A 19,388-nucleotide genomic window follows, 5' to 3' on the forward strand; every position below is an offset into this window, starting at 1 on the left:
ATGACGAAGAGTTTCCATGAACGCACATCTAGAAGCGCTCGCGCCCACGTTGGTGTGGCAGCATTTTCGCACGCTGTGTAATACCCCTCGGCCATCGGGCCACGAGGCAGCGCTGGTCGCCAAGCTGGAAGCCTGGGCCGATGGCCTGGGGCTTGCCCATGACCGGGATGCCTTCGGCAACCTGCGTATCCGTAAGCCCGCATCACCGGGGTGTGAGGCAGCGCCGGGCATCATCCTGCAGGGGCACCTGGACATGGTGGCGCAGGCCAACGCTGGCCAGGCCCACGATTTCACGCGGGATCCCATCCGCACGGTGGTCAAGGAGGGGTGGCTGCACGCTGAAGGCACCACGCTGGGGGCCGACAACGGCATGGGCGTGGCCGCCATTCTGGCCGTGCTGGAGGACCCGGAACTGACCCACGGGCCGCTGGAAGCGCTGTTCACCCTGGAGGAAGAAACCTCCATGGGCGGGGCGCTCAATCTGGCCGAGCAGTGGCTCGAGGGGGCACTGCTGCTCAACCTCGACAGTGAAGACCGTGGCCAGGTCTATATCGGCTGCGCGGGCGGTGCCGACGTGGTGGTGGACGCCCAGCTGCCAGGTGCGGCGCTGCAGCCCGATGAGCAGGTCATCTCGCTCTCCTTGACCGGCCTCAAGGGCGGTCATTCGGGCATGGATATCGACAAGCCGCTGGGCAACGCCAACCGACTGCTGGTACGCGTGCTGTGGGCGCTGGAAGCCTTCGATGCGCGGCTGGTGAGCTATCAGGGCGGCACCCTGCGCAATGCCATTCCCCGTGAAGCCTTTGCCCAGGTGGCGCTGCCCGCCGACGATGTCGAGGCCGCGCTGGCCACGGTGGAAACCCTCGCCAGAACGCTCAAGGCGGAGCTGGGTAGCGGTGACCCTGGCCTGGTGCTGACGGCTACGCAAGCGGCCCCTACCGAGGCCGAACCGCTGACCCGCGACGCCAGCGCCATGCTGCTGGCCGCCTTGCATGCGGCTCCTTGTGGGGTCGAGCGGATGAGCGCCGATGTGCCGGGAGTGGTCGAAACCTCCAACAATCTTGGCGTGCTGAGCGTGGAGCAGGGGCGTTTTCACCTCTGCGCATTGGTGCGCTCGCTGCACGACAGCGCGGCGATGGCCATGGCCGGGCGCTTCCAGGCGCTGTTCGGGCTGATGGGCGCCCGCGTGAAGGTCGAAAATGGTTACCCAGGCTGGGCGCCCAACCCGGAAAGCCCGCTGCTGGGCACCTTCAATACTCGCCATGCGGCGCTGATGGGCCACGCTCCGGAGGTGAAGGTCATTCATGCCGGGCTAGAGTGCGGGATTCTGGGCAGCAAGTACCCTCATCTGGACATGATCTCGTTCGGGCCCTTGATTCGCGGGGCTCACTCACCGGACGAGCGCGTCGAAATCGCTTCCGTGGCGGAGTTCTGGACCATGCTGCGTGACCTGATCGAAACCCTGGCCAGGCAAACCGCCGACTCGGCCAGTCGCCAGGTCTGATCTGACATGCCCGCCCAGCAACACTGGCGGGCAACAAAAACGGCACCGCAAGGGTGCCGTGGGTGGTGTCTCGGCGGTGCGCCGCCGAGAGGCCTACTTGCCCAGGTAGGCGTTGAGCATCCAGACGGTCTTTTCCTGCTCGCGAATGTAATCGCCTGCCTGAGCGGCGGTACCTTCGTCGTCGGCATCCGAGGCCAGCGACAGCAGTTCGCGCTGCAGCTCGATCAATGTCTGATATCCGGTGAGCACGCCTTTGACGCAGGTTTTGCCGTCGTGGACGTCCTTGTCTTCCTGAATGCGCGACAGGGCGATGTAGTCGCTGTAGGCGTGGACGGGCTTGTGCCCCAGGGTCAGGATGCGTTCGGCGACTTCGTCCACTTTGGTCAGCAGGTCGGTGTAGAACTCTTCGAACTTGGCATGCAGCTCGAAAAAGTCGTTACCCTTGACGTTCCAGTGGTACCCCCGCACGTTCATGTAGAAAATCTGGTAGTTGGCCAGTAGATGATTCAGCTTTTCCGCAAGCTGGCTGGCGCTGCCTTCGTGTAGGCCAATGCTGTTGGTATCTTCCATTGTCTGCTCCTCCATCGTTTCGTTTTTTCCAGCTTAAGGCCCTGGTTGGCCAATGCAAAACAGGTTTTTTGCATCGCTACCATAGCGGCCTGCCATGACCGGCGGTGAGCTGGCGACGGCTGACTCATCGCGACTTATCAAGAGATGTTGGCGACTCGGCGATTTTTCAAGGGGGCCGCCGCCGTCAATGAGCCAGCCACAGCCGGGCTATGCTGTCGCAGCGGTCGCTGAGCAGTTCAGCGGTACGCGGCAGGGCGTCTTCCAGGCCCATGGGGCCGTCGGCCAGGGCAAAGGCGGCGGTGACGCCTTCATTCAAGCAGGCCTGCCAGCCATCCCCCAGGCTGCCCGCCAGCACGATGACCGGCTTACCCAGGCGCTGGGCGGCGCGGGCCACGCCAATCGGGGTCTTTCCAGAGAGACTCTGGCCATCCAGGCGGCCTTCGCCGGTGATCACCAGATCCGCCTTGGCCAGCAGGCTGCTCACCTGGGCCTGCTGCATGATCATGTCGATACCCGGCGAGAGTTTGGCGTTCAGGAAGCTGCTGGCGGCAAAGCCCATGCCGCCCGCGGCACCCGCGCCCGGCATGTCTCGGTCATCGCGACCCAAGGCTTCTGCGGCGAGCGTGGCAAAGTGCCCCAAAGCACGGTCGAGGGTGGCCACGTCGTCGGGGCTGGCCCCTTTTTGCGGCCCGAACACGGCGCTGGCACCGCGCTCACCGAGCAGCGGGTTATCCACGTCCACGGCGGCCGTGACGTCCAGGCTGGCCAGCCTCGGGTCCAGGGTGGAGAGGTCCAGCGTGGCCAGCTGCTGCAGGGCAGCCCCGCCGGGAGGCAGCGGTTGGTCGTACTGGTCGAGCAGCCTGGCCCCCAGCGCCTGGAGCATGCCGGCGCCCGCATCGTTGGTGGCGCTACCGCCCAGCAGGAGCAGGGCCTGGGTGGCACCGGCGTCCAGGGCCGCCAGGAACAGTTCGCCCACGCCATGGGTACTGGTGTGCAGGGCGTTGCGCTCGTCGCTGTTCAAGTGCTGCAAGCCGCTGGCTTCTGCCAGCTCGATAAACGCGGTACGCTGCTCGCCAAGCCAGCCCCAGCGGGCCTGGCGGGGTCTGCCCAGGGCATCTTGAACGGTGAGCGTGCGACACTCTGCCTGAGTGGCTGCCATCAAGGCATCCAGACTGCCCTCGCCGCCATCGGCCAGCGGGCAAAGGTGCGTGATGGCCGATGGTGCCGCCCGTGTAATGCCGTGTGCCATGGCCTGGGCCGCTTGTTCGGCGCTCAAGGCATCTTTAAAACTATCCGGGCAAAGCAGTACATTCATCGCACAACCTCCTTGAAACGTTGTCTCAGCGTATTGTCGTTCTTTTTCGTGTTAGCCAGCGAGCTTAGCGTGCTGCTGGACCACACACCAGTCGCACAGAGGGCAAGAGGAATTCACATGAAGGTTATCCCTATCAGCATGACCTGCCTGCTGGCCTTGGCCGGCTGCCAGACAGTGCCAGACCGCTTGCCTCAGGCCGAGCCTGGGCCTGCTGCGGCCTGTGCATTCCCGGTCCATCAGGCTGCCGACTCCCTGGCGGCGGTCACTCGGGCTGTCGATGTGCTGGAAGAGTGGGGCTTTAGCCTGGACGCCACCGACACTCGGCTTGGTCTGGTGAGCGCCTCCCGCGAGCGCGAGCTGGTGGGATATTATGACCGTTATGATTATTACTCCCCCTACGGCAGCGGCTTCCGGCTGTTTGGCGGGATGGGCGTGGGTCGCGGCTCCAGCATCGGCCTGGGGGGCGGCGGGCGTTTTGGTGCGGGTGTCGGGCAAACGCCCACGGAAGTGGAGCGTGTATCGGTGCTGGTCAGTGACGCGCAGCTACGCCTGTCTCGGGACATTCGCCGTTTCGATCACTTCGGTGAGCAGCGCGAGGCCTACAGCGCCAGTAACGATGACTTTTGCGGACGCTTTCAAACGGCCTTTCAACAGGCCCAGGGGCAGGGGGGCTTATGAGCCGTTTCATCAAGTGGGGAGCCGCGCTGGTCACACTGCTGTGGCTGGCTGGATGTGCAACGACGCAGCCGCTGGAAAGCCGCGATCTGCACTACCGTGCCGATACCGAACAGACGTTCCGTGAAGCCGTCGCGATGATGATCGAACAGGGGTATGTGGTGCGCCATGCCGATATGTCCCTGGGGAGGGCGGAAGCGGTGCTGGCCCGCTGGCCCGGCTACCGGTTGCAGCTTCAAGTGAGCGAATCGGGCGGCGGCACGCTGGTGCGGGTATCTGCGCTCAGCGGCAGTCAGCCGATTCCCCCCTACGTGCTGGACCCGTGGCTGGTGGAGTTACAAAGCAGATTAGGAGAGTTACCGTGACCCTGGCAGTCGCCAAACAATGGAGATGGATGAAAGGGGCCGCGTTGGCCGTGGGCCTTGGGCTGGCCAGCGGTGAGGTATGGGCGCACCCCCATGGCTGGATCGATCTCAGCATGCGCGTGATTACCAACGAAGCGGGTGAGGCCACCGGCGTGCATCAAACCTGGCGCATGGACCCGTTTTATAGCCTGGTGGTGTTCGAGGAGCTGCAGCAGGTGCCCGGCGCGTCGCTGGAAGAGGGCCTGGACCAGCTGGGCAGCGATATCCGTAATAATCTGGTGCCCCAGCACTACTTTACCGAGCTGCGTATCAACCGCCAGCGCCAGGCCTTTGGCGAAGTGACGGAGTATACCGCCATGGAGCGGGATGGCCGTTTGACCTTCATGTTCATACTACCCCTGGAGAGCCCTCAGCCGTTGCAAGGCAACGTGCTGGAGTACCAGGTCTTTGACCCTACCTATTACATCGAAGTGGTGCATGAAGCCGATAACGATGGCCCCAGCAAGGGGGCGCTGGTGTTGAATGGTGAGCCCACCTGCGAGCTGAGCATCATCGAGGCGGACCCAGACCCCGAAATGGTCTTGCAGGCGGCCCTGCTGGATGTGGACGAAGAGGGTGAGCCAGGCTTGGGGCGTCATTTTGCCGAGACCGGCAGGGTGGATTGCCGCTAGCGCAGACGACCTGCTATCGTGTATAAAATGTTACTTTATAACTTTTTAGCTGTGGAGGGAGGATGCCGGTAACACGACAGCAGTTGGCCTGGGCAGCAGGCGGTATTCTGTGTGCCATCCTGTTGGTCTGGGTCGTGCAAAGCAATCTGCAGGGCGTCAGCTACCAGTTGTTGGGCTGGCAGCGCGACTTGCATCGCAGCTTGACGCTGGCCATCACGGAACTCTCCCGCACGCCGTCTACGGGTGCGTGGATGACGCTGCTGGGAGTCAGCTTCGCCTATGGCGTGTTTCATGCTGCGGGGCCTGGTCATGGCAAGGCGGTGCTGGCCACTTACCTGGCTTCCCATGGGGGAGCGACTCGGCGTGCACTGGGGCTGTCGTTTGCGGCTTCCTTGCTGCAGGGTGTGACGGCCATCGTCATGGTAGTGGTGCTGGTGCACGGGCTGGGGTGGGTCACTCGGCAAGCCATGGGGAGCGTGGTATGGGTGGAACAGGCGAGCTTTCTGCTGGTGGCGCTGCTGGGCGTCTGGCTATGCTGGCGCGCCATCAGGCAACTGCGCCACGCCCATCGCGCGCAGGCACCGGTGGCCGAGCCCCACCATCATGAGCACAGCCACAGCCACAGCCACAGCCACGATCATGCCCACTGCTGCGGCGGAGCCCACCATATCGAGCCGCAACAGGTGCTGGAGTGGCGTACTGCGCTAATGACGGTGGGGGCCATTGGCATGCGCCCCTGTACCGGGGCCGTGTTGATGCTGGGGGCGGCCAGCCTGCTGGGGCAGTTTCATGTAGGGATGGCCGCGGTGCTGGTCATGTCGTTAGGTACCGGCATCACCGTTTCGGCGCTGGCCATGGCCAGCATCGTGGCGCGTGGCTGGGCAACAAGGCGGCTGCAACGGCAGCAGAGTCGGCAAGCGGTGGAAAAAATCGCGGGGTGGGTCGCCCTCACAGGGGGCGCGCTGATCGTGGCGCTGGGCGTCTCCTTGTCGTTGGCGGGAGCGGCTCAGCCTGCCAGCGGCCCGCTGCTGAGCGAGCCGCCGAGTCGCAGCGTACTGCCCGGCGGCTGAGGCAGCCTAAACGCTCAAGCCATTGATCAGGGCCAGCAGCTGTTCACGCCGTTTGCCCTGGTCGGCAAGCTCATACGGCTCAGGCGTGCCGTTGCCCCATACCGGGGCGGGCCAGCTGGCATCGTCGCGGTAGCGGATCACCACGTGAAGGTGCAGTTGGCTCACCACATTGCCCAGGGTGGCGATATTGAGTTTGTCGCCGTGATAGGCCTCTTTCATGGCCGCTCCCAGGGCCGCAGCTTCTCGCCACAGCTGGGCCTGGTCTGCGTCGCTTAGCTCGAATACCTCGCTGATGTCGTTAACACGGGGCACCAGCACCACCCAGGGGTAGCGGGCATCGTTCATAAGCAGCACCCGGCACAGGGGCAGGTCGGCCAGTGGGAAGGTATCCGCTTCCAGGCGGGGGTCGAGAATCAGGTCGGCCAAGTGACGTCTCCAGGTAGGGCGTGGGGCAAGCATGGGTCTAAAAGCTCAGCATAGCAGGCGAAATGCTGAAAATCTGTTAGGCTCAAAGGGTAATGTCTTCATGCCAGCCAAGTGAAGACGCAAAGGCGACATCACCTGTTAAGGAGAACACGATGAAAAAGTTACTGGCGACAAGCTTCATTCTACTGATGGCTGCGGGTGCACTGGCAGGCTGTAACACCGTGGCAGGTGCTGGCCAGGATGTTCAGGAAGGTGGTCGTGCCGTTCAGGATGCCGCTAGCTGATCAAGGTGGGCTTTGAGCAAGCAAGGGTCAGGCAGCCATGCCTGACCCTTGCTTTTAGAGGACGACCATTAAGCGCTTTTCTTGAGGAACACGCATGCCACTTCCCTTTTCCACCTTCCGACCTACCCGTGCCTTAGCGGCGCTGCTGGCTGCCTTGCTGCTGGCCGCTTGTACGTCCCAGACCCCCAGTGAACCAGCCCCCGAGCCTCCCGTGGTTGGCAGCACGCCGGTGGATGCCGAGGCGGTCTGTGATGCCAACGCCGTCGCCCATGCCATTGGCGCCTCTTTTGACGAGGCCCTTGTCGAAGCGCTGCGCGACGAGAGCGGTTCCCGTCATGTACGGGTATTGCGGCCTGACAGCGCCGCGACCATGGATTACCGGGAAGATCGTTTGAACATTGTGCTGGGCAGTGACGAGCTGATCGAGGCCGTGCGCTGCGGCTAACGCAGTATCAGCCACACGCAGGCAGCGGTGAGCACGCCCATGGTGACATTAAAGGCCCGCCATGCCCGGTCGCTCTTGATCCATTGCCCGATGGCGCTGCCAAACGCGGCCCAGAGGGCAATGCAGGGCAATGCGACCAGCTCGGCAAAGCTTGCCAATACCAGTGCGTTCACCACGGGCTGCCCGCTCTGCGGCAAGAAGCTGGCCATGAGGGCCAGCCCCATCACCCACGCCTTTGGATTGGCGAACTGAAACATGGCGGCTTGCCAGAAGGTGAGCGGCACGCTGCGCTGCTGGCGGTTCAGGTTGGGCGGCGGTGCCGTGGCAATCTTCCAGGCCAGGTACAGCAAGTAGCCGCTGCCAGCCCAGCGCAGCAGGTTCTGCACCACGGGAAAGCGTTCGAACAGCACGCCGAGCCCCAGCGCAATGGCCGAGAACAGCAAAAAACAGCCGCCCAGAATGCCCCACATGTGGGGTAGGGTGCGCCGAAAGCCAAAGTTGGCCCCGGAGGCGGTCAGCATGAGATTGTTGGGGCCCGGAGTGAGCGTCATGGACATCATGTAAAGCGCTGCTGGGCCCAGTACTAACCATTCACTGTTCATTTTGTACCCATACAATTTTTTGGGTTGAGTTGTTTTTCCCACCTGATTGTTAGCATAATGACCGCTGAATTCCCGTCAAAGGTTTTATTGTCACCATGACAATTTGGGTGCCTCACATCGATTCGCATAGCGGCCCCCGCTATCGCGCTATTGCCCTGGCCATTGGGGAGGCCATCCGGCGGGGTGAGCTGGCGCCCGGTACGCGCTTGCCACCTCAGCGGCGCCTGGCCGATGCGTTGGGTGTGACGGTAGGTACGGTCACCCGTGGCTATGCCGAAGCAGAACACCAGGGTTGGGTCACGGCTCGGGTGGGCAGTGGCACCTACGTCAAGTCGCATCAGCCCCATGCCTTTGACACGCTCCATGAGCGGGAGAGCGGCCTGACCGATCTCAGCTTGAGCTTGCCGCCGCCTCATCCGCTGAGAGCCCAGGCGCTGAGTACGGCGCTGCATGCCCTGAGCGGCGACCCAGAGGTACTGACACGCGGAATTACCTACTCCGGCGCGCAAGGGAGCGAACACCATCGCCAGCAGCTGGCACACTGGCTGGGCAGGCTTGGCATGGCGCTGGCGGCCGACGAGCTGCTGGTGACCCAAGGGGGCCAGCACGCCATCAGCCTGGTGTTGAATACTCTGCTGCGTCCCGGCGAGCTGGTCGCCGCCGACGCCTTGACCTATCCCGGCGCCATCAGTGCCGCGCAGCAGGCACATCTGAAAATGGTCGGTATCGCCTTCGACCAGGAGGGCATGAGCATCGCAGCGCTGGAGGCGCAGTGCGCACGCCAGCCGCCACGGCTGATCTATCTGACCCCCGATCAGAACAACCCGACGGGCACCTGCCTCAGCGAAGAGCGCCGCACCCAGCTGGTGGCGCTGGCCCGGCGATACGATATATGGCTACTGGAAGATGGCGTTCAGTACCTGCCGGTAGAGCAGCGCGGTACGCCGCTCTACCAGCTGGCCCCGGAGCGCACGCTGTTCGTGTTCAGCACGGCCAAGGTGCTGGCGGGTGGCCTGCGTATCGGCGTGCTGCGTGCACCGCCAGCGCTCCTGGAGCGGCTTGCGGCGGGGGTGCGGGCGCAAAGCTGGATGGTGCCGCCGCTGATGGTGGATGTTGTCTGCCACTGGATTCATCAGCCAGCCGCCAGCGAACTGTTGGCCTGGCAAACCGGTGAGCTGACGGCCCGCCAAGGGCTTGCCGAACAGCTCCTGGCAGGCTACGCCCTGGGCCAACGGCCATCAGGAAGCAATGTGTGGCTGGCGCTGCCCGAGGGCGTGCGTGCCCTGGAGCTATGCATGCGGCTTCAGCAGCAGGGGGTCAAGGTGGAGAGCGCCGAGCCTTTCTGCGTGGGCAGTGCCCCGGCACCTCAGGCCATACGCATCTGTATCGGTGCCGCATCGGACCGGCCTGCCCTGGTGTCGGCGCTGAACACCGTACGCGCCAGCCTGGCGCAGCCGCCGCTGGCCACCACCACCGTTTGATGCCAGGGCCCGTGGCCAGCCGCCTCAATCATAGCGATCTTTCCAGCGCTGTCGCGCTACCTGCTCCTTGAGCATCTCCAGGATATCCAGCAGCACCTGCTCGGTCACCTGCTGGCTACCCTGGTCGACCTGCAGCCAACTATCGAAGCCGCTATCGGCAGTCTGCTCCAGCAGCTGGCGAAAGGCCGGGGAGTGCAGCTGCTGGGCAATCTCGTCCACCAGCCGCTGGGCAACGCCGCTCAGCGACGCTTCCAGCGCGCTGGATGCCGCGTGGCCCATGGGCAGGCGCTGCAGGCGACGGATCTCCGGGCTTTCGCGCAGCGTACGGCTGACCAGCTCGCTGATGGCGGTCTGGATGGCGCTGCGGTTCTGCTGATAGGCCTGCCCTGCGGTGGCTTCCAGGCGCTGGGTGATCTCATGGATCAGCTGACGTTTGCGCGGCATGATGACCCGCTCGATGACACGCTCCGAGAGGGAGTCGCTGGCCGTGATCTGCTGTTGAACGTTGCCCAGTAGGCGCAGAGCGATACGGTCCGAGAGCTCTTCCAGCAGAATGTCGTAATATTTGGCAAAGAAGCGGTAAAGCGGCCACTGGGTGACCGTGATGAGGCCAAGCCGATGCAAGCGGTGCAGCAGCGACACCACGCGCAGGATGCGCAGCAGCCGGAATCCGCCCACCGGAATGCAGCCCAGTACGTCGTACCAGTGGACGAACGGGTAGAAAAACCAGCGGTGATAGCGCCGTTCGGCGATGGCCACCGTCCAGCCCAGCAGGACATCGGCCACGAACAGGCCGACAAACATCAGGTCGATGGTGGTGAAGCGGCTATGGATCGCCGTGTCGTAGGTCGCATGGGCGCTCGGGGCCATGGCAGCGAAGGCTTGATTGAGCGGCTCGATCAGAAACAGCGAGTCGAACAGCAGCAGGCTCAAATTCACGGCCACTGCCGTCAGGATCAGTAAATCCCAGCCGATGTGTGCGTATTCGACCCCCTTGGGCAGATGGGGGTAGCGCCGCCTGATGGGCATGGTGACTCCTTGTCATGACGAATAGGGCAGCATCTAGCGCTGCCGGTGATGCTGTTGGGCCCGCTCCTCTTCCTGTTCGGCCTGTTTGCGCAGCTTCTTGCGCAGGGCGGCTTTTTCGAAGCGCAGCTTCTGTAGCGGCGTCTCCAGTGCCAGCGGCGGCACGCGAGCCGGTTTGCCCTGCTCGTCCACGGCCACCATGGTCAGGTAGCAGCTGTTGGTGTGGCGTATCAGCTTGTCGCGAATGTCTTCGGCCACCACCTTGATGCCGATCTCCATGGATGAGCGGCCAACGTGATTGACGCTGGCCAAAAAGGTGACCAGCTCACCCACATGGATGGGCTGTTTGAACAACACCTGATCCACCGAGAGCGTCACCACGTAGTGGCCCGAGTAGCGGCTGGCACAGGCGTAAGCCACCTCATCCAGCTTCTTCAGGATAGCACCGCCGTGCACCTTGCCACTGAAATTGGCCATGTCCGGGGTCATCAGTACCGTCATGGACAGCTCGTGCTGGCCGGGCAGTGGGCTGTGTTCAAGCGTCGTGTCGGTCATGGAGATCACCTTTTGAAAGCCAAAAAATACCCGCCCCCTGGCGCACGGGCCGAGCGGGGCGGGTGGTCAACAGCGTACCAGGGGGCTTAGAACCAGACCAGCCCCGCCGAGATGATCGCACCGGTAATGAACAGCTGGATCAGGCAGAAGCCCATGATGTCCTTGGCCTTGAGCCCGGCAATGGCCAGCACCGGCAGCGCCCAGAAGGGTTGCAGCAGGTTGGTCCAGGCATCGCCCCAGGCGACCGCCATGGCGACCCGAGCGATATCCGCCCCAAGCGCTTCGGCCGCCGGTAGCATGACCGGTGCCTGTACGGCCCACTGGCCGCCGCCGGAGGGCACGAACAGGTTGACGATACCGGCACTCAGGAACGACCAGAAGGGCAGCGAATTGGCGGTGGCAAACGACACCAGCCACTCGGACATGCTCTGGGCCAGACCCGACTGCACCATGATGGCCATGATACCGGCGTAAAAGGGAAACTGGATGACGATGCCCGCGCCGCCCTTGATGGCCTCGTTCAGGCTGGTAAGCAGGTTACGTGGCGTGCGGTGCAGCACGATCGCCAGGAACAGGAACATGAAATTCACCACGTTCAGGTTCAGGCTACCGCCGCGCAGCAAGAAGTGATCCAGCAAGAACAGCAGGCCAGGCACACCCACCAGCAGGGCCAGTGGCATGCTGTTTTCGAGCTTTTCTGCAGGACGGGTAATGCGGCCAACGGGCTCAGGCTCGTCATCGAGAAGCCGGGGGTCTACATAGACGCTGTCCTTCTCATCCGGCAGCATCAGACGATTGACCAGCGGTACGGCAATGAACAGACACACCACGATGGCCAGGTTGAAGAAGGCAAAAATCGTCGAGCTGGTACTGATGACACCGATCTGGTCGGCAGAGAAATGCCCCTCGGTGGCGATGGTGAGCGGCACCGAGCCAGCCAGCCCGCCGTGCCAGACCACGAAGCCGGAGTAGGCGCTGGCCACCAGCAGGCGATAGTCCACCTTGATCAGGCGGGCCAGTTCCTTGGCGAACAGGGCACCGACGACCAGGCCGAAGCCCCAGTTGATCCAGCTGGCGGCCAGCGATACCAGGGTGACCAGAATGATGGCCCCGCCCGGCGATTTAGCGGTACCGGCAATTTTCTGCAGGATACGTTTGACCGGCGGCGAGCTGGCCAGCATGAAGCCGGTGACCAGCACCAGCAGCATCTGCATGGAGAAGGTCAGCAGGCCCCAGAAGCCATCCCCCCACATGCGCAGCACGGCCAGGGGCGTTTGTCGTTCGACGGCGATGGCCGCCACTGCCGCTACCAGGGTCAGCAGCAGGACAAAAATATACGGGTCGGGTAAATAGCGTTCGACCAGCTTGACCGCCGGTTTCGAGATGAGTTTTAGCATGGAGTGCTCTCTTTATTCGTTATTAGGAAGTGCGCGGCTAATATACGGCGGTGCGGCATAATTTTCACCCTTCGACGACTCACGAAGCAGACCCCCTCAAGCTCACGTTAGCGTAATTGGCCAAAGCCGCCCGTTGTGGGCTTCAACGCTAGCTTAGCGAGCTGGATGGTCGCACCAGCGGGTGCGCCGGTAGTGGCGGTAATAGAGAATCAGCACCAGCGAACGTGTCACGGTGAACAGGGTGAGTGCCAGCCACAGGCCATGATTGCCAGCGTCCTGCAACCACCACCAGCAGGGCAGGTAGACGGCCAGCCCGGCAAAGATGCTGTTACGCATTTGGCTGACGGCGGTGGTACCAATGAAAACGCCGTCCAGCAGGTAGCTCCACACGGCGATCAACGGCATCAGCACCATCCAGGGCAGATAGACGGCGGCCACCGCGCGCACTTCTTCGAGCCCGGTGAGCAGGGCAATCAGCTGGTTGCCGCCCAGCGCAAACAGCAGGGCGGCGGCCCCGGCGGTCCAGAAGGAGAAGCGTGCCGTGGCCCGGACGGTGGCGGCGAACGCTGGCCAATCACGGCGCCCGTAGGCTCTGCCCACCAGCGATTCTGCAGCGTGGGCAAAGCCATCCAGGGCGTAGCTGGTCAGCATGATGAACTGCAGCAGCACGGCGTTGGCGGCCAGCACGGTATCCCCCTGGCGAGCCCCCTGGGCGGTGAAGAATGCCATGGCGAACAGCAGCCCCAGGGTGCGCACGAACAGGTTGGCGTTGACATTGAACAGCGCCGCATAGGCGTTCCATGCCAGCAGCCGCTGGCGCTGAAAGTGGCCCTCGAGAAGCCCCAGTTGGCGCATCACCAGATAACCGCCAAATGCCAGCGCGCTGTAGTCGGCCAGTACGCTGGCCAGCGCGACGCCGTTGCTGGTCATCCCCAGCCCCACCACGAACCAAACGTCCAGAAGGATGTTCACGCCGTTGGTCAGCAGCAGGATCATCAGCGTCACTCGGGAATTCTGCTGCCCCAGGAACCAGCCCAGGATGGCATAGTTGGCCAGCACGGCGGGGGCCGACCAGAGGCGGATTTCAGCGTACTCCCGGGCCAGCGGGGTGGCCTCGGCGCTGCCGTCCAGCAGCCACAGCCCCAGCGAGATCAACGGGGAGCCCAGCAGGATCAGCAGCACGCCAATTCCCATGGCGATGATTAGCGACTGGCCCAGCAGGTTGCGTACATCGCTGGGCGCATCGCGCCCCATGGCTTGCGCCACCAGGCCAGTGGTGCCCATGCGCAGGAACCCGAACCCCCAATAGAGAAAGCTGAACAGGGTGGCCCCCAGCGTGACGCCTGCCAGGTAGCGGGGGTCGGGCAGGTGGCCCACCACGGCGGTATCCACCAGTCCCAGCAGCGGAACGGTGATGTTGGAGAGAATGATGGGCCAGGCTAACGCCCAGATACGCACGGGTCAGGCTGCGGTGATGATGCGGTACTTCTCCATCAGCTGTGCCTGGGTCTCGGGGCGCTCCGGGTCCAGGGGAATACAGTCGACCGGGCACACCTGCTGGCACTGAGGCTCGTCGAAGTGGCCGACGCACTCGGTGCACAGGTTGGGATCGATGACATAGATCTCCTCGCCGGGAGAAATGGCATCGTTGGGGCATTCGGGTTCACAGACGTCGCAGTTAATGCATTCGTCAGTAATCATCAGGGCCATGGGCATACCTCACGAATGGCGGAACACTCGGGCGGTGATATACCCGAGTGTTTTACTCAACAATAGCGATGGCTAGTTAGTGTAGTGCTTACGCAGCGCCTCTGCGACCTGCGGATGCACCAGCGCTGAAATATCGCCTCCCAGCTTGGCGATTTCACGCACTATGGTCGAGGAAATGTAGGAGTTCTCCACCGCAGGCGTCAGAAAGACACTTTCCAGCTCGGGGTTCTGGGCGCGATTCATGTTGGCCAGCTGTAGTTCGTACTCGAAATCCGAGACGGCGCGCAGGCCGCGCAGAATGATCGTCGCGCCCTGTTCGTGCATCATGGTGGTGAGCAGCGACGAGAAGCCGATCACCGACACGTTCTCCAGCGACGCGCACACCTGCTGAGCCAGCGCGATACGGGTCGGCAGCTCCAGCGCGGGGCGTTTGCCAGGGCTGGCCGCCACGGCGATGACCACCTGATCGAACATGCGCGCTCCACGCTCGATGAGATCGAAGTGGCCATTGGTGATGGGATCGAAGGTGCCGGGGTAGACTGCGATATTGCGGCGTGGGGCGCTCATGACTGCCCCTCGCCGTTCAGTGAGCCAAACGGGTTGTCGACGTTCAGCGATACCGCCTGGTGGTAGCCGGGGATATGAATGCGGTCGGCCCGGATATCCAGCTCGGGGCCTTCCAGCACGGCTTCGCCAAACTGGTAGCGCGGGGCGTAGTGGCCCTTGTCCGCCTCGCTGAGATACGCGGCGGCCTGGGCACGCACGGTTTCCCGCTTGGCTTTCCAGGCCTCCACGGCAGCGCTGCCATGGCGCTGGAGCAGCAGCTGCTCGGTGACCTGGGGGGACAGCACCACGCCGGTGGCGTTATTGCCACCAAACCCTTTGGCGTTGATGAAGGCCGCATCGGCGCTGAACGCCTGGGGCGTCGTGAAAAAGCGCAGCCGCTCGGCGTAAACGTCATCGGCCACTGCATCCAGAGTGGGAATGCCCGGCAGCAGGCCGTGGGCGAAGCTGCCCAGGGCGCTGGCCAGCTGGTCGCCCGCCGCAGAGCCCTGGGAGTGGCCAATGAACGCCTTGATGGCCACCACCGGCCACTGCTCGATTCCGTTCGCACGGGCAATCTCATCGAATACATGGGATTCCGTGATGCGGTTCTTGGGTGTACTGGTGCCATGGGCATGCAGATAGGTACGCTCCTTGAGCGCGGTCTCTCCCAGCATGTTCCTGACCAGCGCCGCAGCCTTGCCCAGCGTGATGTAGTTGCCGATCCCCGGCGCCGAAATGGAGCGCTTGTAGCCGTCGGCGTTGACGAACACATCGGGGACGGCCCCCAGAATGTCGGCCCCCAGCGTCAGAGCCAGCGTATCGTCCATCAACAGCACGAACTGGCTGGCTTCGGCCATGGTGAAGCCGCAGTTGCGGGCAAACGGGCGGCAGGCGCGCTGGTAGTCGGCATCGGTGAGCAGCGTCAGGGCGTCCAGGGCTTTCAAGCTGGCGTCGTCTGCCAGCGCGCCCATGGCCCGAAAGCCTTCGATGATCTCGGGGGTGATCGGCGCATCGGCGGTGCCGACCATGACCACGCGGCGGCGTCCGGCGCGAATATCGTCGATGCCCAGGCGCAGGTTGTAGAGGAAGCTGGCGCAGGCGCCCAGCGCCGCGCCGGTGCCACCCACGCTGCCCAGTACATAGGCATTGAGGAAATCGGCCGGCATCTGCCCGTACCCCAGGGGCATCTGCTTGGACGTTGCGCGCTGGCCACTGACCAGACTCTTCAGCAGCCCGCCCCAGCCTTCGTCATCCAATTGACCAATCGAATTGCCCGCATAGACGGCGATATGGTCAGGGTTGAGCTGCTGGCGCAGGGTCTCCCAGTCAAGGCCACTGGCGCCAAGGCAGTCGCTGGCCCCGAAAATGGCCATGGCCAGCCCGCGCGGGTGGTGTACGCTGCGGTACAGGCTGGCTGGGTCGAACCCGGAGGGCAGCTGGGCAGCGGCCTTCACCTTGGGTTCCTGAGTATCGGGTAGCAGGACCTCCAGCATGCCCGCTGGCAGGGTCACTTCTACTTCTCGGGCGTCCAGTTCGCGTACTTCCCAGCCTTCCGGCAGCTGCTCGGGCAGCTGTTTGCGACGCAGCGTGACGCGCACGGGCTCGGCCAGCGCCAGCTCTGCACGGCGGTTGGCGGGCATGCCCGGTGCCTGGAAGCGGGGATCCTCGTTACGGCGGATCAGGGTATGGTCAAGCACCTGCTCACGCAGCAGGCTGGCAGGCGAGTCAAGGGGCTGTCCTGCGCTGTCCTGCCAGCCATGGTCGGAGTGCTCGGCGAGACGCATGAGCGCGGCCAAGCCTTCCAGTGTTTGGCGCTGCTGATCGGCGGGTAAGGCATCAAGCACGGTGCGGCGGAAGGCCTGATGGCCCGAGGTTCTGCCGGCGGGATTGATGCCGCCCATGCCGACAATCACCGGTAAGTGTGACAAGCCGGGTTCCTCGTGGTGCGGTGGTGTTTAATGACAATTATCGCCAGGAGGCCGTTTCACAGCGCCTGTCCTGAACTTAATAGTGAGCTTAATAGCGACTCTGGCGTGATCATAGCACCGGGCGAGCAACGGCGTCATGCCGCGCAGCCGGGAGACTGATAGAATCACGTTTTTTTCATGCAGAGGATGTCATGCAGCACACCTCACGATCGGTGACTTCCAACCAACCGGGACCACACCAGGATGTGGTACGGCGCGTCGAGCGTGCCCTGGCGCATCCGCTGCGCAAACCCATTGCCGAGCATACCCGCCTGGCTTTCGAACAGGCGGACCTCTGGCGGCGCCAGCACGCTGCACCGTTGATCATCGATGCAGGATGCGGAGTCGGGCTATCGACCCGCCGTTTGGCGCAGAGGTTCCCCGACCACTGTGTGATCGGGGTGGATCGCAGCGCAGACCGGCTGGGGCGAGATCACGGCGAGCTGCCGGGCAATGCGCTGCTGGTGCGTGCCGACCTGGTGGATTTCTGGCGCCTGGCGCAGGCAGCCCGGTGGGCGCCTGCGCGTCATTATCTGCTCTATCCCAACCCTTACCCCAAGTCGGCCCACTTGAAAATGCGCTGGCATGGTCATCCGGTTTTCCCCACACTGTTGGCGCTGGGTGGGCGGCTGGAGCTGCGCTCGAACTGGGACCTCTACGTGGAGGAGTTTGCCCAGGCCGTGCAGGTGGTCACCGATCGTGAGGCGGCGGTGGCCCGGGTAACGCCCAACGGCGACTATCTGACGCCGTTCGAAGCCAAGTATGATCAAAGTGGCCAGGCGCTATGGCGCTTGACCATCGATTTAGAGCGGCCGTAGCGAGTCTCTTCCTGAGCGTTACCAGCGTTTTCCACGATGAATCTGTATTGATACTGTGTACTGAGGTAGTCCAACGTGACGTGTTTTTTTAATTTACCTGCGCGCTGGCTGCGCGCCAGTGTGGTGGCAGGCGTTGCCAGTGCCGCGCTCTGCGCCAGCACCTCCCTGTGGGCGGATTTCACTCGGCTGAGCCAGCTGGAGGCCAAAGGGTTTTCGGTGAGTGCCGAGGCGCGCCTGCTGGAGGGGGGGAGTCCCAGCGAGCTGCTGTTGGGAAGCCTGAACCCCGAGCGTCAGCTGTCGCCTGCGTCGGTGACCAAAGCCTATATGGCGGCCGCGCTACTCAACCGCTTTGGCCCCCAACACCGCTTTACCAGCCAGCTGGTGAGCACCGCGCCCGTGGAGAATGGCGTGCTCCGTGGTGACCTGGTGTTCGAGGGTGGCGGTGACCCTGGGCTGACCAGCGAAGACCTCTGGCGGCTGGTGCAGCGCCTGCAGCTGGCAGGCGTCGAGCATGTGGATGGCGCGCTGGTGGTCAGCCAGTGGCGCTTTGGCCCGGTGGAGTGCATCACTACCGACCGCTGCAACGCACGCACGCGGGTCGCCAATGCTTACAGTGCGCCGCTGACCTCGGCGGGGGTCAACTTTGGCACCTGGTGCGTCAACGTGGCGCCCGCTACCACTGCTGGGCAGCCCGCGCGCACGGGCTTGTGTGACAGCGCCGCGCCGCTGATCGTGATCGACAACCAGGTCGTCACGCGCCCGGCCAATAGCGGCACGGAAATCAGCGCCGAGCGGATCACCGATGAGCGTGGCGACGTCATGCGCCTGACCGGGCAGATTTCCACCAACGCGGCGGCCCGGGATGTCTACCGTGGGGCTGGCGATGCCGCTGAGCAAACGGCGCAAACACTGCAGGCCATGCTGAATCAGGCCGGTATCACCGTGCGTGACCCATGGCGTGTGGGCTCGACGCGTCCGCCCAGCGAAGCACGTCGCCTAGCGGCCGTCGATGGACAGCCGCTGCAGGAGCTGCTGCTGCGGACGATGAACTATTCCAACAACTACATGGCCGATGTGCTGGCGCTGAACCTGGTGGAAACGCCCCAGGCGCAGCTGCGACAGGCGGGCCAGGCCATCGAGGCCTATGCTCAGGGGCTGTCTGGCCACGGGCCGATCACGCTTTCCAGCGGTAGCGGCTTGACCACGGACAACCGCACGTCGGCCCATGGTACCAACGTGATGCTGGAAGACATGTATCGTCAGAGCGCGCTGTTTCCGAGCTTCGTGGCATCGTTTCAGTCGCCTGCCAACGGAGTGATGCGCTTCATTCGCCGCGGTTCGCCCACGTTCCAGAATAACGTCATGCTCAAGACCGGTACGCTGAATCAACCCTTTGCCGTGCGCGCAGTGGCGGGCTATTTCCGCACGGCGCAAGGGCGCTGGGGGGTGTTCAGCGTACTGGTCAACGGCAGCGGCAGTACCCCTTATCTGAGCTGGCCGGAAGTCCTCGACCCGCTCTCCCTGGATCTTGACGCCATGATCCTGGCTCATTAATCAACGTGCAGACGAGACAACGGGCATGAAGCCACAACACACCGGGTTAACCCATCTGGTTCACTCCACGCGCTACTCATGGAAAGGCCTGAAGGCCGCGTTTCGTAACGAAGCCGCTTTCCGTCAAGAGTTGGCCATTGCCGCCGTACTGCTGCCGTTTGCCTGGTGGATCGGCGAGGGCCCGGTCAGCTGGCTGCTGCTGGTGGGCAGCCTGCTGCTGGTACTGATCGTGGAACTGTTGAACAGCGCCATCGAGAACGTGGTGGACCGTATCGGCACCGAACACCACGAACTCTCTGGCCGTGCCAAGGATATCGGCTCGGCGGCGGTCATGCTGTCACTCATCATGGCGGGGCTCACCTGGGGCCTGTTAGGCTGGGAGAAGTGGCTGGGCTGACCCGCTCCCA

Annotated in this window: 22 protein-coding genes; 11 read left to right on the top strand and 11 right to left on the bottom strand. The window is 63.5% G+C overall.

The window, feature by feature from the left end; genetic code table 11:
* Positions 1-16: 16 nt before the first annotated feature.
* On the top strand, positions 17-1,504 hold the full coding sequence (locus tag HSS18214_RS0114970; protein WP_016916086.1) for an aminoacyl-histidine dipeptidase: 1,488 nt from the start codon (positions 17-19) through the stop codon (positions 1,502-1,504).
* Between the two features lie 93 nt (positions 1,505-1,597).
* On the opposite strand, the gene HSS18214_RS0114975 is transcribed toward HSS18214_RS0114970, so the two are convergent.
* Together HSS18214_RS0114975 and HSS18214_RS0114980 are read right to left on the bottom strand one after the other, a co-directional pair.
* On the bottom strand, positions 1,598-2,074 hold the full coding sequence (locus tag HSS18214_RS0114975) for a Dps family protein (RefSeq protein WP_016916087.1): 477 nt from the start codon (positions 2,072-2,074) through the stop codon (positions 1,598-1,600).
* A gap of 184 nt (positions 2,075-2,258) precedes the next feature.
* Positions 2,259-3,389, bottom strand: coding sequence for a glycerate kinase (locus tag HSS18214_RS0114980; RefSeq protein WP_016916088.1), 1,131 nt, complete (start codon positions 3,387-3,389; stop codon positions 2,259-2,261).
* Positions 3,390-3,506: 117 nt separating this feature from the next.
* On the opposite strand from HSS18214_RS0114980, the gene HSS18214_RS0114985 reads away from it, so the two are divergent.
* From HSS18214_RS0114985 to HSS18214_RS0115000, 4 genes are all read left to right on the top strand, one after another.
* The gene (locus HSS18214_RS0114985) at positions 3,507-4,067 is read left to right on the top strand and encodes a hypothetical protein (RefSeq protein WP_016916089.1); all 561 of its coding nucleotides are present in this window, start codon (positions 3,507-3,509) and stop codon (positions 4,065-4,067) included.
* Entirely contained in the window at positions 4,064-4,429 is a 366-nt protein-coding gene (locus tag HSS18214_RS0114990) for a lipoprotein (protein WP_016916090.1), read from the top strand. Before HSS18214_RS0114985 ends, HSS18214_RS0114990 begins: the two co-directional genes overlap by 4 nt.
* Before the next feature lie 29 nt (positions 4,430-4,458).
* Complete coding sequence (locus HSS18214_RS0114995; RefSeq protein ID WP_016916091.1) at positions 4,459-5,100, top strand: DUF1007 family protein; 642 nt, start codon at positions 4,459-4,461, stop codon at positions 5,098-5,100.
* 62 nt (positions 5,101-5,162) lie between these two features.
* On the top strand, positions 5,163-6,170 hold the full coding sequence (locus HSS18214_RS0115000; protein ID WP_016916092.1) for a nickel/cobalt transporter: 1,008 nt from the start codon (positions 5,163-5,165) through the stop codon (positions 6,168-6,170).
* Positions 6,171-6,176: 6 nt separating this feature from the next.
* On the opposite strand, the gene HSS18214_RS0115005 is transcribed toward HSS18214_RS0115000, so the two are convergent.
* Positions 6,177-6,596 carry an HIT domain-containing protein gene (locus HSS18214_RS0115005; protein ID WP_016916093.1) on the bottom strand — a complete coding sequence of 140 codons (420 nt, stop codon included), beginning with the start codon at positions 6,594-6,596 and terminating at the stop codon, positions 6,177-6,179.
* Positions 6,597-6,748: 152 nt separating this feature from the next.
* Between HSS18214_RS0115005 and HSS18214_RS0115010 the strand changes: the two genes are divergently transcribed.
* Both HSS18214_RS0115010 and HSS18214_RS0115015 read left to right on the top strand, forming a co-directional pair.
* Positions 6,749-6,880, top strand: a complete 132-nt coding sequence (locus HSS18214_RS0115010) for an entericidin A/B family lipoprotein (RefSeq protein WP_016916094.1) — start codon at positions 6,749-6,751, stop codon at positions 6,878-6,880.
* A 94-nt stretch (positions 6,881-6,974) separates the two neighbouring features.
* A complete protein-coding gene (locus tag HSS18214_RS0115015) occupies positions 6,975-7,325 on the top strand; it encodes an I78 family peptidase inhibitor (RefSeq protein WP_016916095.1) in 351 nt (116 codons plus the stop codon).
* Here HSS18214_RS0115015 and HSS18214_RS0115020 read toward each other — a convergent pair.
* Entirely contained in the window at positions 7,322-7,927 is a 606-nt protein-coding gene (locus HSS18214_RS0115020) for a LysE family translocator (protein ID WP_026001975.1), read from the bottom strand. The two genes, HSS18214_RS0115015 and HSS18214_RS0115020, sit on opposite strands and share 4 nt — an antisense overlap.
* Positions 7,928-8,022: 95 nt before the next feature.
* Here HSS18214_RS0115020 and HSS18214_RS0115025 point away from each other — a divergent pair, with 95 nt between their 5' ends.
* Positions 8,023-9,408, top strand: a complete 1,386-nt coding sequence (locus HSS18214_RS0115025; RefSeq protein ID WP_016916097.1) for an aminotransferase-like domain-containing protein — start codon at positions 8,023-8,025, stop codon at positions 9,406-9,408.
* A 24-nt stretch (positions 9,409-9,432) separates the two neighbouring features.
* Here the strand turns inward: HSS18214_RS0115025 and HSS18214_RS0115030 are convergent, their stop codons facing one another.
* From HSS18214_RS0115030 to HSS18214_RS0115060, 7 genes are all read right to left on the bottom strand, one after another.
* Positions 9,433-10,437 (bottom strand): hypothetical protein, encoded by a 1,005-nt coding sequence (locus HSS18214_RS0115030; RefSeq protein WP_016916098.1) that lies wholly within the window; start codon positions 10,435-10,437, stop codon positions 9,433-9,435.
* 33 nt (positions 10,438-10,470) lie between these two features.
* Positions 10,471-10,989 carry an acyl-CoA thioesterase gene (locus HSS18214_RS0115035; RefSeq protein ID WP_016916099.1) on the bottom strand — a complete coding sequence of 173 codons (519 nt, stop codon included), beginning with the start codon at positions 10,987-10,989 and terminating at the stop codon, positions 10,471-10,473.
* An 86-nt stretch (positions 10,990-11,075) separates the two neighbouring features.
* Positions 11,076-12,386, bottom strand: coding sequence for a short-chain fatty acid transporter (locus HSS18214_RS0115040; protein ID WP_016916100.1), 1,311 nt, complete (start codon positions 12,384-12,386; stop codon positions 11,076-11,078).
* A 153-nt stretch (positions 12,387-12,539) separates the two neighbouring features.
* Positions 12,540-13,844: an MATE family efflux transporter gene (locus HSS18214_RS0115045; protein ID WP_016916101.1), complete on the bottom strand. Its 1,305-nt coding sequence runs from the start codon at positions 13,842-13,844 to the stop codon at positions 12,540-12,542.
* Positions 13,845-13,847: 3 nt separating this feature from the next.
* Positions 13,848-14,096, bottom strand: coding sequence for a YfhL family 4Fe-4S dicluster ferredoxin (locus tag HSS18214_RS0115050; RefSeq protein ID WP_016916102.1), 249 nt, complete (start codon positions 14,094-14,096; stop codon positions 13,848-13,850).
* A gap of 72 nt (positions 14,097-14,168) precedes the next feature.
* Positions 14,169-14,663 carry a pantetheine-phosphate adenylyltransferase gene (gene coaD, locus HSS18214_RS0115055; RefSeq protein ID WP_016916103.1) on the bottom strand — a complete coding sequence of 165 codons (495 nt, stop codon included), beginning with the start codon at positions 14,661-14,663 and terminating at the stop codon, positions 14,169-14,171.
* Positions 14,660-16,543 carry a beta-ketoacyl synthase gene (locus HSS18214_RS0115060; RefSeq protein WP_016916104.1) on the bottom strand — a complete coding sequence of 628 codons (1,884 nt, stop codon included), beginning with the start codon at positions 16,541-16,543 and terminating at the stop codon, positions 14,660-14,662. Before HSS18214_RS0115060 ends, coaD begins: the two co-directional genes overlap by 4 nt.
* Before the next feature lie 218 nt (positions 16,544-16,761).
* Between HSS18214_RS0115060 and trmB the strand changes: the two genes are divergently transcribed.
* The 3 genes from trmB to HSS18214_RS0115075 all read left to right on the top strand — a co-directional run bounded on the left by trmB (position 16,762) and on the right by HSS18214_RS0115075 (position 19,378).
* Entirely contained in the window at positions 16,762-17,427 is a 666-nt protein-coding gene (gene trmB / locus HSS18214_RS0115065) for a tRNA (guanine(46)-N(7))-methyltransferase TrmB (RefSeq protein WP_016916105.1), read from the top strand.
* Between the two features lie 75 nt (positions 17,428-17,502).
* Positions 17,503-18,981 (top strand): D-alanyl-D-alanine carboxypeptidase/D-alanyl-D-alanine endopeptidase, encoded by a 1,479-nt coding sequence (gene dacB / locus HSS18214_RS0115070; RefSeq protein ID WP_016916106.1) that lies wholly within the window; start codon positions 17,503-17,505, stop codon positions 18,979-18,981.
* Positions 18,982-19,006: 25 nt separating this feature from the next.
* Entirely contained in the window at positions 19,007-19,378 is a 372-nt protein-coding gene (locus HSS18214_RS0115075) for a diacylglycerol kinase (RefSeq protein WP_016916107.1), read from the top strand.
* The last annotated feature ends 10 nt before the right edge of the window (positions 19,379-19,388 follow it).

It is taken from the genome of Vreelandella stevensii S18214, assembly GCF_000275725.1.
In the GTDB taxonomy this organism is placed as follows: domain Bacteria; phylum Pseudomonadota; class Gammaproteobacteria; order Pseudomonadales; family Halomonadaceae; genus Vreelandella; species Vreelandella stevensii.